This window comes from Paenarthrobacter sp. CAP02 (genome assembly GCF_040137855.1).
Taxonomy (GTDB): Bacteria; Actinomycetota; Actinomycetes; order Actinomycetales; family Micrococcaceae; genus Arthrobacter.
In genome coordinates this window covers 428,687-441,608 of the sequence record NZ_JBEEII010000001.1, presented here as the reverse complement: position 1 = coordinate 441,608, position 12,922 = coordinate 428,687, and the positions used below count along the sequence as shown (strand labels likewise).

Annotated in this window: 9 protein-coding genes; 6 read left to right on the top strand and 3 right to left on the bottom strand. The window is 64.2% G+C overall.

From position 1 onward, the window contains the following. Window positions 1-7: 7 nt before the first annotated feature. Complete coding sequence (locus ABHM97_RS02245; RefSeq protein ID WP_349469427.1) at window positions 8-613, bottom strand: NAD(P)-dependent oxidoreductase; 606 nt, start codon at window positions 611-613, stop codon at window positions 8-10. Window positions 614-696: 83 nt separating this feature from the next. Between ABHM97_RS02245 and ABHM97_RS02240 the strand changes: the two genes are divergently transcribed. Then, the gene (locus tag ABHM97_RS02240; protein ID WP_235518135.1) at window positions 697-1,092 is read left to right on the top strand and encodes a winged helix-turn-helix transcriptional regulator; all 396 of its coding nucleotides are present in this window, start codon (window positions 697-699) and stop codon (window positions 1,090-1,092) included. Here ABHM97_RS02240 and ABHM97_RS02235 read toward each other — a convergent pair. Next, window positions 1,089-1,787 (bottom strand): ABC transporter ATP-binding protein, encoded by a 699-nt coding sequence (locus tag ABHM97_RS02235; protein WP_349469425.1) that lies wholly within the window; start codon window positions 1,785-1,787, stop codon window positions 1,089-1,091. The two genes, ABHM97_RS02240 and ABHM97_RS02235, sit on opposite strands and share 4 nt — an antisense overlap. A 29-nt stretch (window positions 1,788-1,816) precedes the next feature. Further along, entirely contained in the window at window positions 1,817-2,896 is a 1,080-nt protein-coding gene (locus tag ABHM97_RS02230; protein ID WP_349469424.1) for an ABC transporter permease, read from the bottom strand. A 193-nt stretch (window positions 2,897-3,089) separates the two neighbouring features. On the opposite strand from ABHM97_RS02230, the gene ABHM97_RS02225 reads away from it, so the two are divergent. The 5 genes from ABHM97_RS02225 (at window position 3,090) to ABHM97_RS02205 (ending at window position 12,904) form a co-directional block, all read left to right on the top strand. Then, entirely contained in the window at window positions 3,090-4,370 is a 1,281-nt protein-coding gene (locus ABHM97_RS02225; RefSeq protein ID WP_349469423.1) for a sensor histidine kinase, read from the top strand. After that, entirely contained in the window at window positions 4,367-5,023 is a 657-nt protein-coding gene (locus ABHM97_RS02220) for a response regulator (protein WP_349469422.1), read from the top strand. The genes ABHM97_RS02225 and ABHM97_RS02220 overlap by 4 nt, the downstream gene beginning before the upstream one ends. 180 nt (window positions 5,024-5,203) lie before the next feature. Continuing rightward, window positions 5,204-9,055 carry an NPCBM/NEW2 domain-containing protein gene (locus ABHM97_RS02215; protein WP_349469420.1) on the top strand — a complete coding sequence of 1,284 codons (3,852 nt, stop codon included), beginning with the start codon at window positions 5,204-5,206 and terminating at the stop codon, window positions 9,053-9,055. Between the two features lie 169 nt (window positions 9,056-9,224). Further along, the gene (locus ABHM97_RS02210; RefSeq protein ID WP_349469419.1) at window positions 9,225-11,153 is read left to right on the top strand and encodes a penicillin-binding transpeptidase domain-containing protein; all 1,929 of its coding nucleotides are present in this window, start codon (window positions 9,225-9,227) and stop codon (window positions 11,151-11,153) included. A 68-nt stretch (window positions 11,154-11,221) separates the two neighbouring features. After that, the gene (locus ABHM97_RS02205) at window positions 11,222-12,904 is read left to right on the top strand and encodes an ABC-F family ATP-binding cassette domain-containing protein (RefSeq protein WP_211710299.1); all 1,683 of its coding nucleotides are present in this window, start codon (window positions 11,222-11,224) and stop codon (window positions 12,902-12,904) included. Window positions 12,905-12,922: the final 18 nt, after the last annotated feature.

Genomic DNA, 12,922 nt, shown 5'->3' with positions numbered 1-12,922 from the left:
CGCCGTCCTAGTTGGCGGCGGTAAAGCGTGCGCGGCGGTGGGCCGGGCTTTCGATCTCGTCCAGCATGGCTACGGCGTAGTCCTGCGTGGAGATGGTGTTGCCCGCCGGCGAATCCTTTGCCACGGAGTACTCGCCAGTGCGCTCACCGGGCTGGATAACCGGTGCGGGGGCCAGGACGGTCCAGTCGAGGGACTCGGGGGCCTGCTTGACGGCCTCCAGGGCCTTGGCCGCGGTGGTGGCCTCAGCCTTGTAGGCCTCAGGGAAGTCCGGGGAGTCGAGCAGGCGGACACCGTCGATTTCCAGAGTCCCGGCGCCGCCGACAATCATTAGGCGGGTTCCTTCTGCGTTGCTGTAAGCGGTGGACATGGCTTCGAGCCACTCGGAGTGGTCGCCGCCGGTGCGGCTGGGGCCCGTAGCCAGCACAACGACGTCGTGGTCCTTGGCAATGGACGCAAAGGTCTGCGCGTCAGCCTGGTCTGCAGCCTGAGTGGCTGCGCCGGGGACTTCAGCGCCCTTGCGGGAGATGGCCGTGACCTGGTGGCCGCGGGTGATGGATTCGTTGACGATCTGGCTGCCGACCATGCCTGTTGCGCCGTAGACTGCGATTTTCATTGCTCTCCTTGGGGTTGCTATCCTTGCAATACACCAAAGGTATCCATTGGATACTGATAGCTTCAAAGGAACCTAGTTACCCGATGGAAACCAATAGCCTCCCCGCGAACATTCTGGACCCCAACTGTCCCTCCCGCGTGATCTTCCAACGAATCGGCGACAAATGGGCCTCGCTGGTCATCCAGGTGTTGGGCGCCGGTCCGGTGCGGTTCTCCGAGTTGCGGAAGATGGTCAACGTCGTGACGCCCAAAGTCCTGACCCAGACGCTGAGGGCGCTGGAGCGTGACGGCCTGATCACGCGGACTGTCCATGCCCAGGTCCCCCCACGCGTGGACTATGAACTGACGGCGATGGGCGAATCCCTGTTGCAGCCGTTGTCCCTGCTCCGTGAATGGGCCGAAAGCCACGTGCCCACCATTCTGGAAGCCCGCGAAGCCTACGACGACGCGCAGGACTCCGCGATACTCTCAGCTACCTAGGGTTGCGGCGACGGGATGAGGGCGCGGCTGATTCGCCCGTCCCGCATGGTCGCGACGGCATCCGTCAGGGGCAGGAACTCGGTATCGTGCGTGACCATGACGGTGGCCGTGTTGAACTCGTCCGTCACCCGACGGAGCAGCCGGACCACGGATTCGCTGCGTTCGTGGTCAAGCGCCGCTGTGGGCTCGTCCACCAGCAGCACCGAAGGGCTGCCCATCAATGCCCTCGCTATGTTCACCCGCTGGCGCTGGCCGCCGGAGAGCTGGTGCGGCCGCTTGTGTTCGGCGCCGGACAAACCAACTACATCCAGCAGCTCGACGGCTTTCCGGCGGGCTTCCTTCAGCGGGTTGCCACGCAGGTGCTCACGGATCACCAACTGCTCGACGGCGGTCAACGCCGGCAGCAGGTTGGGTTGCTGGAAGATGATGCCCACGCTGTCCCGGCGCAGCGCAGTTCGTTCGGCTTCCGGAAGTGCGGCGACATCCTGCCCGTTGATGACCACTACGCCGGATGTTGGCCGGATGAGGGTGGCCGCCACGGCGAGCAGTGACGACTTCCCTGAGCCTGACGGGCCTACCAAGGAGAGGAATTCCCCTTTGCTGACCGCGAGGTTCACGGAGTCCAGGGCCTTCAGGGTGGAGCCGCCATCGGGATATTCGAGCGAGACGTTGACGAGGTTGAGTGCAGTAGTCACGGTGTATGCCTTTCGAAGAATGTACGGAATCAGTTGCCGCCGAGGGCCAGCAAGGGGTCCACTGTGGTGACTTTGCGGACGGCAAGCACCGCACCGGCGAGCCCGAGCAGGACAATTCCAGCCACTGGGAGCAGCGTGGTCAGGGGAGTGATCAAGAAGGGTGCAGCCTGGGCTGCGAAGGCTCCCCCGGCAAGGCCCAGCAAACCGCCCACCGCGGCTCCGGACACCAGCACCAAGGCCGCTTGGGCGAGGGCATCGCGCAGGACGTAACCGGAGGAAGCACCAAGTGCTTTAAGTACCGCGATATCGCGCGTCCGCTGTACCGTCCACACGGTCAGGAATGCGACGATCACCAATGCGGAGATGCCGTAGAGGAACGCCTGCATGAGCATGAGGGAGCCGTTTTCGCTCTTGTACGAGGCCAAGGCCTGGAACGAACCCACGGGATCCGTGCTGACTGTGCCAGCCGATGCGTTGGCGGCGTCGACGTCCAAGGAGGTTCCGGCGTCGTACTGCACGGCGAGGACGGTGGCCGTGCCGGGGGCCGCGTGGGCGATGGACCGCCAGGTGTCCAGGGTGGTCCAGACGACGCCCGTGTGGGAGTACCACTGGTCCCCCACAATGGACGAGACAGTGAGGTCGGTGCCGCCTACGCTCACCCGGCTGCCGGCGGTCAAGGACAGGTCCTTCGCCAAGGTTTCGCCGACAACCACCGCCCCGTCCTCCACGGCTTGGGGAGCGACGGATCCGCCAAAGACGGCGACGTTCGCTGTACCACTTGGAGTGCCACCAGCACCCAGTGACTGGAAACGCGACTGGCTGATTCCCACTGCCTGCGCAGAACTGACCCCCGGCTGCTCGCGCCACGTCTGGAGCTGGGCCGAGGAAATCTCAGACTCGGCGTAGGACGCTTTGGCGTCACTTCCCGCGGGAGCCCCAAAGACGACCTGCTGCGCCGGCAATGCGGCAATGGCCGACGTCGACTGGTTTCCCAGTCCGGCTGTCAGCCCGGACAACATCACGAGCAGCAAGGTGATCAAGGCGACGACACTGCCCATGAGCGCAAAACGGCCCTTGGCGAAGCGGATGTCGCGGATGGCGAGAAACATCGGATTCCTTCGGTAGGTGCGGGCTTGTTCCCGGCACTACCAACTCTTCCGGCGAAGGCCCTCCCGGACATCGGGAGGTGGATGGATTGGCGGACTCCGTGGGGTTGAGCGGCCAGTCATCCAAATGGTTGATTCCGGCTGTGCGGCGCGGAATACGGCGGAATGCGGCAGGGCCGGAGATACGCTGGAAAGCATGCAATCCCCCACCGGAGCCGTCACGATCCTCCGCGTCCTGCGCGTGAGTTTGCACGTCGGTTTCGCCGTGCTGCTGCTGGTCGCCGTCATTCGCCTGCTGACCGGAGTCGGCACTTCCGGATCACCGTCATCCACGGCGTTGGCTGCCGGTTTGGGCCTGTCTGCCCTCCTGGCGATGGTGTACCTGGCGGGAACCATCCTGGAAAAACGGCACGCAAGCGACCCTTCCCGTTTCAACCCCACGCGCTACGCAGCGTGGTGGCTGGGTGCAGTGATGTTCCTGTGGCTGCTGCTCCTTCTGGTCAGCGGCGATTTCGCCTGGGTGGCCTTCCCCCTCTTCTTCCTGCAGCTTCACCTGCTTCCCCGGCGCCTGGCGTTGCCTTTGATTGCGTTGAGCACGGTCCTGCTGATCGGTGCGCTGTGGTTCCATAGCCGCGGCACGTCCGACGGCGGCCTGCAGCTCGCGATGGTCCTGGGCCCGGTGTTTGGGGCCGGTTTCGCCGTGGTCACCGGGCTGGCCTACCAGGCCTTGTTCCTTGAGGCCGAAAACCAGCGGGTGGTGGCCGAGGACCTGCGTCGGACGCGGGCTGAACTGGCCAAAACACAGCACGACGCCGGGATCACGGCCGAGCGCGAACGGCTCGCCCGGGAAATCCACGACACCCTGGCACAGGGCTTCTCCAGCATCGTCCTGATGGGGCGGTCGGCGGAGAAAGCCCTGGATGACGGGGATACAGGGGCTGCAAGGGAGCGACTGCGGATCGTCCAGGAAACAGCTTCGGCGAACCTGGCCGAAGCCCGTAGCTTTGTTCGTGGCCTCCGTTCCCCTGACCTGGAACAAGCCGGCTTGGTGGATACTTTGCGCCGCCTCTGTGAGAAAACCGAGACTGAAGCCGCCGCCCGTGGTACCGCGCTGCGCTGCCGTTTCGAGTTGGTGGGTTCCCCCGTTGAGCTGCCCAATACCTACCAGACCACCCTGCTCCGGGCCGCCCAGGCCTCCCTCGCGAACGTGTGGGCACACGCAAAGGCGCGGGCCGCCGTCGTGACCCTGTCCTTCCTCGGCTCCGAGGTGACGTTGGACGTTTTTGACGACGGTATTGGTTTTGAGCCGTCGACGGCGGTGGCCACCGTGCGCGGTGACGGCACCGGCGTCGGGCTGTTGAGTTTGCGCGAACGGCTGGCCGCGCTGGAGGGCAGCCTGGAGATCGAGTCGGCTCCTGGCGAGGGAACGGTGGTTGCCATCCGGGTGCCCTTGCCTGTGGGAGAAGATGAGGCATGAGCGATATCCGCATTCTGTTGGTGGATGACCACCCGGTGGTCAGGGCAGGCCTGCGAGCCATGTTGGCGGACTTCCCGGGCGTCACGGTGGTGGCCGAGGCGGCGGATGGTGATGCTGCGTTGGCCGAGCTGCGCAGGCTGCACACGCTCGGCGAGCCGGTGGACCTGGTCCTCATGGACCTGCAGATGGGGGCCGGCATGGATGGCGTGGCCGCGACGGAAAAGATCAAAGCCGGCGAGGCCGGGAGCCCCCCGCCCCCGGTTCTGATCCTCACCACCTATGACACCGACGCCGATATCCTCGCTGCCGTTGAAGCCGGCGCCAGCGGTTACATGCTGAAAGACGCCCCGCCCGAGCAAATCCGGCAAGCTGTCCTTTCCGCGGCTGCAGGGCAGACCGCGCTGGCACCGGAGGTCGCGGCGCGGCTCATGGGGCGGATCCGAAACCCGTCGCCCGCGTTGAGCGCCAGGGAGGTGGAGCTGCTGGAGTTGCTGGCTACTGGCATGAGCAACCGCGCCATGGCGAAGCAGCTCTTCATTTCGGAGGCCACGGTAAAGACGCATCTGGTACACATCTACTCGAAGTTGGGGGTCGACAACCGGACGGCGGCGATTGCTGCGGCGACCCAGCGACGAATCATCCGCGGGCACTGAACCTCGCGGATCAGGCCCACAGCAAACGTCGCGCTGGACCCCTCTGGGCGGACGGGTGAGGCTCATTTTGCTTGTTAATTTTGGTTAAACGGTTGACCTTTGGCCTCGCAGCAGTGACGATTAGTGCACGTTTCGCTATGAGTTAGATCACAAAAAGTCACTCGTCGAAAGTTGGCCCCCATGTCCGCACCCTCCTTGGGCCTGTCCAGTGCTGCTCCCCACAGCCCCGGACGAGCCACAAAGATAGCCAGGAAGGCCGCATCCCTCGGCCTTGCCTCGCTCCTCCTCGCAGGGACCATCCCCGCACTGACCTTCGCATCGGCGGCATCGGCCGCGAATTCCGCGCCCGGCGACCCGGCCCCCGTCAAAGCCGTCACCCCCGAGGTACCTGTCGACGCCGCGGGAGTACCCCTCGGCGCGGTGACCGGATACACCCAGTCCGGCAACGTCGTCGGCCTTTCCACCGCTAAAGGCGCAGCCCGGGTTACGTTCCTGGATGGCGGCACCTTCCGCCTCGAAGCCGATCCAAGCGGCACCTTCACGGATCCCGCCAACACCGACCAAGGCGACCCGGCCAGGACCGCCAACATCGTGGTGGGCAAAGACAAATTTCCCGGCACCACACCCACCATCGTCGACGGCGACTGGCTGACGTTGAAAACGGACAAGATCAGCGTCGCGATCAACAAGACCACTACCCAACTCCGCGTGACCCGGGCTGACGGATCACTGGTGCTGGAAGAGTCGGCACCCATCACGTTCGGCTCCAACTCGGCCACGCAGCACCTTGCCCATCAGGACGGCGAGCAGTTCATCGGCGGCGGCATGCAAAACGGCCGCTCCGTGCACACCGGCGCGCTGATCAACATCGCCAAGAACTTCGACTGGGACGACGACGGCTACCCCAATGCCGTGCCGTACTACATGTCATCCAAGGGCTACGGTGTCCTCCGCGACACGTTCGCCCGCGGCTCCTACGACTTCAAGGACCAGCCCACCACCACGCATGAGGAAAAGCGGTTCGACGCCTACTACTTCGTGGGCGACTACAAACAGTCCCTTGGCGCGTACACAACGCTGACCGGAAAGCCGATCATGCCCCCGGTCTACGCCCTGGAATACGGCGACGCGGACTGCTACAACCGTTCCAACCCGGGCTATTCTTCCTCCGGCTATGGTGATCCCGACGGCGCGAAGCAGCGCACACCGGACGCCATCAAAACCGCACGGAAGTTCGTTGAAAACGACATGCCGGCCGGCTGGATGCTGGTCAACGACGGTTACGGCTGTGAATACCAGCAACTCCCGGAAACCGTGAGCAACATCGAGAAAGAAACCGACCTCAAAGTTGGCCTGTGGACCCAGCGCTCCCTGACCAACCAGGAATACGAAGTAGGCGAGGCCGGAGTCCGGCTCCGCAAGCTCGACGTTGCCTGGGTTGGGCAGGGCTACCGGCAGGCACTCACCGGTTGCGAGGCCGCACACGGCGGCATCGAGCAGTACTCGAACGCGCGGGGCACCTCGCTGATGGTGGAAGGGTGGGCCGGCGCCCAGCGTTGCGGCATGCAGTGGACCGGTGACCACTCCGGAAACCTCGACGCCGTTCGCTGGCAGGTCTCGGCCCTCACCGGTGCGGGCAACTCGGGTTTGGCGTTCACCACCGGCGATGTTGACGGGATCTTCGGCGGCTCGGCCGAATCGTATGTCCGCGACCTCCAGTGGAAGGCCTTCGCCCCGGCGCTGTACTCCATGTCCGGCTGGGCCGCGACGGACAAGCGCCCGTGGCTCTACGGCGACCAAGCCACGGCCATCAACCGCCAATATCTGCAGCTTCGGCAGCAACTCATGCCCTTCATCTACACCCTCGCCCAGGAATCTTCCACCAGCGGTGTTTCGATGATGCGATCCATGGCCCTGGAGTTCCCTGACCAGCAGTGGTCCTACGGTGCCGAGGCCAACAACCAGTTCATGCTCGGCTCCGACTTCCTGGTGGCACCGGTCTTCACCCAGACAGATGTCCGAAACGGCATATTTCTTCCCGCGGGCCAGCAGTGGGTGGATTATTGGACCGGCAAGCTCTACCAGGGCGGCCAGATCCTCAACGGTTACAACGCACCCCTGGACAAACTGCCGGTGTTCGTTCGGGCCGGTGCGGTGATCCCGCAAGGCATCGTGGCCCGCAACGCCTCCTTGGTACCCGAAGATTCCATGATCACCTTGGACGTTTACGCCCAAGGCCAGGACACCTTCACGCTCTATGAGGACGACAAGGTCACCCGTGAATTCAAGGATGGAAAGTCCTCCAGCCAGATCTTCGCAGTGGATGCGCCCGGCAAGGGCAACAGCAGCGTCAAGGTATCCATCGGTGAGCGGAAGGGCGAGTACACCGGCAAGGCCGCTGCCCGACCCTACGAGCTGAAAGTCCACGCCGGCGCGGCCCCCAAGGACGTGAAAATCGGCGGCACCAAGCTCACCCAACAACCAACCCAGGCCGCCTACGCCGCTGCGAACACGGGCTGGTTCTTCGATGAGGCCAACAACGGCACCATCTGGGTCAAGACGGGATCCATCGCCTCCAACCAGTCAGCGACGGTTCAGCTCCAGCAGGCAGGTCCGCTGGGTGGGAAAAGCCAGGAAGACACCGCCGCCGAAGTCCGCGTGACCACCGGCCAACAGGTCTTCCAGGACCAGGAAACAACAGTCACCGCTGCTTTCGTGAACACCGGTACCAAGGCCAAGACCAACGTGGTCCTCACTCCCGTCCTTCCCGAGGGGTGGACCGTGGTTTCGTCCTTGGGCGCAACCGCAGCCAAGGTGGACGGTGGAGCGAGCGCCACTGCCACCTTCGTCATCAAACCCGGCTCCAGCGCGAAGGCGGGCCAACAGACCGTGCGGGTGTCGGCGTCGTACGCTGCTTCCGACTCCAACCAGTCGGTGACCGGCGGCAACCAGATCTACGTCGCCTACGGTTCGCTGGCTGCGGCCTACAACACCGTTTCGGTCACCACCGTGGCCGGCAAGGCGCTCGGAAACTTCGACGGCGGCGGGGCCACCTTCGCTGCCGAGCAGCTGGCTGCCGCCACGGTTCCGGCCGGCGGTGTCCGGCCAGGCAGCACGGTGACGGTCGATGCCGGGAAGCCTACACAGGTGGATTACACGTGGCCGGCCGTGGGACCTGATGTCCCCAACTCCGTGGCCTTGTCCGCGCAAACCATCTCGGTCAAGGGCAAGGGCACGCATCTTGCGGTCCTCGGATCTGCCGCTGTGGGTAATGGAACCAGCCCGACGCTGACCTTGACCTACGCGGACGGTTCTTCAGAGCAGCAGTCCATCTTCTTCCCCAACTGGCTGCAGCCCTCGGTCCTCAACGGAGCCGTCCTGGCGGTTTCGGAACAGGGCCGCAACAACGCCTCAGGCCCGTCCCCCGAGTACACGCAGTACAAGTACCAAGCGTTCTCCAACACGGTGCGGCTCAATCCCACCAAGGAGCTGGCATCCGTCACGCTGCCCACGGATACACGGGTGAAGTTCTTCGACTGGAAGGTGACCTCGCAGCCTCTTCCAGCTGTCCCTGTCGGCTCCGTGTATGCCTCTGAAACCCCGTGGGTCCAGGCGCTGAACGGCTACGGTGTGATCGGCAAGAACGTGGCCAACAAGGACTCGGCGTCGTCCCCGGACAAGCCGCTGGCAGTGAATTACACGGATCCCGCCACAGGCAAGGAGCCCGTGTTCAGCAAGGGCCTTGGTGTGCACGCAGCGTCCAAAATCACCTACTACCTGGGTGGAAAGTGTTCGAAATTCACTTCTCAGGTGGGCCTTGAGAGTGGCTTCGGCGGCAACATTATCTTCAAGGTCAACGCCGACGGCGTGAACAAGTACCAGTCGCGCACGTACACGCCGGGGTTCGCTCCCGAATCCGTGACGGTTGACCTCACCGGAGCGGCCTACGTGGAGTTGGTGGTGGATCCCTCCGGATCCATCAACGGTGCCCACGGGGTGTGGGGTGACGCCAAGTTCACCTGCGCTCCGTAGCGCCAACGTCCTGACGGCCGCCGTTTGCCGCCTCTCCCCGGGGTGGCAGGCGGCGGCTGTCCGCTGACCGGGCACAACAAGAAACTGTCGGTGGAACGGGGCATAATGTCGCAAATGGGGGAAACTGAAAAAGAAGCAGGGTTTTGTCGTTGGACTCGTCAGTTTAGTGATGGCTGGCTCGCTGGCCGCCTGTGATGATGGCCGATCCGGCGCGGAAGGTGCCGCAAAGCAGCTGGCGTCTTCCTTGGAAGCGCTCGACGTCGGGTCTCTCGCCGTCGAGGGCAAGGACGCTGCCGCGGCCAACGATGAACTCAAGGCTGTTTTCGAAGGCCTCGGCGCCAAACCCTCGGTGCAGTCCGGCGACGTGAAGCTCGACGGCGATACCGCCACGTTCCCCCTGAACTACAGCTGGAACGTCGGCTCTGCCAAGTGGGAGTACACCTCGGATGCCACGCTGAAGAAGTCCTCCGGAAAATGGGCGGTTCAGTGGAGCCCTGCCCTCCTGGCACCACAGCTCTCCGATGGCGAGACCCTCTCCGTTAAGACAGTCCCTGCCCAACGCGGCCAGATCCTGGGTGCCGGCGACGCCCCGATCGTTGAAGACAGGCCCGTGTTCCGGGTTGGCATCGACAAGACCAAGGTTCCCGCAGAGCAAGCCGACGCCTCGGCCCGGGCCATGGCGGCCCTGCTGGGGCTGGACGTCGAGGAGTACGCCAAGCAGGTTGCTGCATCCGGCCCGCAGGCGTTTGTGGAGGGACTCGTCCTCCGCGCCTACACAGCCGACATCAACGAAGCCAAGATCAACGCCATCCCGGGTGGTGTGAGCATCCTGGACTCCATGGCCCTGGCTCCCACCAGGACGTTCGCCCGTGCCCTGTTGGGCAGCGTTGGACAAGCCAGCGCAGAACAGATCGAAAAGTCCAACGGCGCGCTGCGTGCCGGGGACACCACGGGAACGGGTGGCCTGCAGCAGAAATACGACTCCCTTCTGCGCGGCAAGGACGGCGTGGAAGTCATTGCCAGCGCCAAGTCCCAGGGTGAAACCCCCGGTACCAAAGTCTTCTTCTCGTCCCTCCCCGCACCGGGCACCACCCTCAAGACCACGCTTGACCTGAAACTCCAGCAATTGGCGGAGGATACGCTGGCTAAAGTGGGGCCGGCCTCGGCTATCGTGGCGCTGAAACCCTCAACCGGTGCCGTTCTCGCCGCCGCCTCAGGACCGGGCAGTAACGGGTACAACACCGCCATGTTGGGACAGTACGCACCGGGCTCAACGTTCAAGATCGTTGATTCGCTGGCGATGTTCCGGAACGGTGCCACGCCCGATTCCAAGGTTGAGTGCACTCCGACGGTCACCGTTGATGGGCGCACATTCAAGAACGCCGAAGGGTACCCGGCCGGTTCGCTGGGCAGCGTTGCCTTGCGGGACGCCTTCGCGCACTCGTGCAACACCGCCTTCATCAATGCACGCGATACCGTCAGCCAGGACCAACTCGAGTCGGCCGCCCAGGCCCTCGGAGTCGCCGTGGAAGCCCCCAAACTTGGCGCCGACGCGTTCCTGGGATCGGTTCCCGGTGCTGCCGAAGGCACTGAGCACGCCGCCTCCATGATCGGCCAGGGCAAGGTACTTTTCTCGCCGCTCTCAGCCGCAGTCATGGCGGCTTCCGTGGCCAACGGGGCTCCCGTGTCACCCCAACTGGTCCTCAACGCTGATGCTGCCCAGAACCCCAGTGCCACTGCTTCCCCGACCGAAAGTGGCAGCGCATCGCCGTCGCCGGATTCCACCACGGCCAGTGCTCTCCCTGCGTCTCCGGCATCTACCAAACCGATTACCAAGGAAGAAGCCGCTTCGTTGGCGGACATGATGCGTGCCGTGGTGACCTCCGGGCACGCCGGCTTCCTGGCACAGGTACCCGGCCTCCCGGTCGGGGCCAAGACCGGCACGGCGGAGTTCGGCAACGAGGATCCGCCCAAGACGCACGCGTGGATCGTGGCTACTCACGGAGACCTGGCCGTCGCCGTGTTCGTCGAGGACGGTGGGCTTGGTGCGACCACCAGCGGCCCACTCTTGAAGTCCTTCCTCACCGCAGCAGGCTGAGACGGCAGACGCTCGACGGCGGCAGGCCGCCGTCGAGCGTTAATACCGTGCCATGGGAGGATTGAAACGTGGCCCATATTGACGTTTCAGGCATTGACTACTTCCTCTCCGACGGCACCCAATTGCTTAACGGGGTGACGTTCAAGGTGCCCGACGGCACCAAGACTGCGTTGATCGGACCCAACGGAACGGGCAAGACCACGCTGTTTAAGATCATCTCCGGCGATCTCACGCCGGATGAGGGAGCCGTGGGCCGGTCCGGGAACATGGGCATCATGCGCCAGTTCGTGGGCCAGGTTCGCGATGAATCCACTGTCCGCGATCTCCTGGTCTCTACCGCACAAGCAGGCCTCGCGGCCGCGGCCAAGGCCGTGGAGGAAGCCGAGCTCGCCATGATGGAACACGACGACGAGCCCACCCAAATGAAGTACGCCCAAGCGATCGTCGACTGGGGCGACGCGGGCGGATACGACGTGGAGACCGTCTGGGACGAAGTCTGCATGGCCGCCCTGGGGATTTCATTCGACAAAGCCCAGTTCCGGCGAGCTTCCACCCTGTCCGGCGGCGAGCAGAAGCGCCTTGTCCTCGAAGCACTGTTTGCCGGGCCTGATGAATTGCTGCTCCTCGATGAGCCTGACAACTACCTGGACGTGCCCGGCAAGCGCTGGTTGGAAAGCAAGCTCAACGAGTCCAAGAAGACCGTGCTGTTCATCAGCCACGACCGCGAGCTGCTCAACAACGCCGCCGGGCGCATCGTCACGCTCGAACCGGGCATCAACGGTGCGGGTGCCTGGATCCACGGCGGAGGTTTCGGCTCCTATGTCGAGGCCCGGGCAGACCGCAATGCGCGTTTCGAGGAACTGCGGAAGCGTTGGGACGAGGAGCACATCAAGCTCAAGGAACTCGTCAATATGTACAAGAACAAGGCTGCGTTCCGCTCTGACATGGCCAACAGGTACCAGGCAGCGCAGACCCGTCTGGCCAAGTTCCTTGAGGCTGGGCCGCCCGAAGCCCTGCCGATCGAGCAGAACGTCAAGATGCGACTCAAGGGTGGGCGTACCGCCAAGCGCGCAGTCGTTGCCGAGAAGCTTGAGCTGACCGGGCTGATGAAGCCGTTCTCCACGGAGATCTGGTTCGGAGACCGTGTGGGTGTCCTGGGCTCCAATGGTTCGGGCAAAAGCCACTTCCTCCGCCTGCTCGCCACCGGTGGCACGGATCCGGAGCGGGAACACCTGCCGGTGTCCGACGTCGTCATCGCTGAGGTCCCGCACGAGGGCGTGGTGAAACTCGGCGCCCGAATCCGCCCGGGTTTCTTCGCGCAGACACATGTCCGCCCTGACCTCCTGGGCCGGACCTTGCTGGAGATCCTGCACCGCGGCGATGAGCACCGGAGCGGACTTCCACGTGAGGCAGCTGCCGGAGCTTTGGACTCCTACGGATTAGCCGGCCAGTCCGAGCAGAAGTACGAGTCACTCTCCGGTGGCCAGCAAGCACGTTTCCAGATCCTGCTCCTGCAGCTCTCCGGTGCCACGCTCCTGCTGCTCGACGAGCCTACGGACAACCTGGACCTGCATTCCGGGGAAGCTTTGGAGCGGGCCATCGATGCTTTCGAGGGAACGGTCCTCGCCGTGACGCACGACCGCTGGTTCGCCAAGTCCTTTGACCGCTTCCTCATTTTTGGTTCCGACGGCAAGGTCTACGAGTCCGAGGAACCCGTGTGGGACGAGAAGCGCGTAGAGCGGGCCCGCTGACCCCGGACGCTCTCTCAC

Excerpts from the sequence above, each read along its gene's own strand:
- ABHM97_RS02210 (WP_349469419.1), top strand. The coding sequence starts at position 9,225 with ATGGCTGGCTCGCTGGCCGCCTGTGATGATGGCCGATCCGGCGCGGAA.
- ABHM97_RS02245 (WP_349469427.1), bottom strand. The coding sequence starts at position 613 with ATGAAAATCGCAGTCTACGGCGCAACAGGCATGGTCGGCAGCCAGATC.
- ABHM97_RS02225 (WP_349469423.1), top strand. The coding sequence starts at position 3,090 with ATGCAATCCCCCACCGGAGCCGTCACGATCCTCCGCGTCCTGCGCGTG.
- ABHM97_RS02230 (WP_349469424.1), bottom strand. The coding sequence starts at position 2,896 with ATGTTTCTCGCCATCCGCGACATCCGCTTCGCCAAGGGCCGTTTTGCG.
- ABHM97_RS02215 (WP_349469420.1), top strand. The coding sequence starts at position 5,204 with ATGTCCGCACCCTCCTTGGGCCTGTCCAGTGCTGCTCCCCACAGCCCC.
- ABHM97_RS02240 (WP_235518135.1), top strand. The coding sequence starts at position 697 with ATGGAAACCAATAGCCTCCCCGCGAACATTCTGGACCCCAACTGTCCC.
- ABHM97_RS02220 (WP_349469422.1), top strand. The coding sequence starts at position 4,367 with ATGAGCGATATCCGCATTCTGTTGGTGGATGACCACCCGGTGGTCAGG.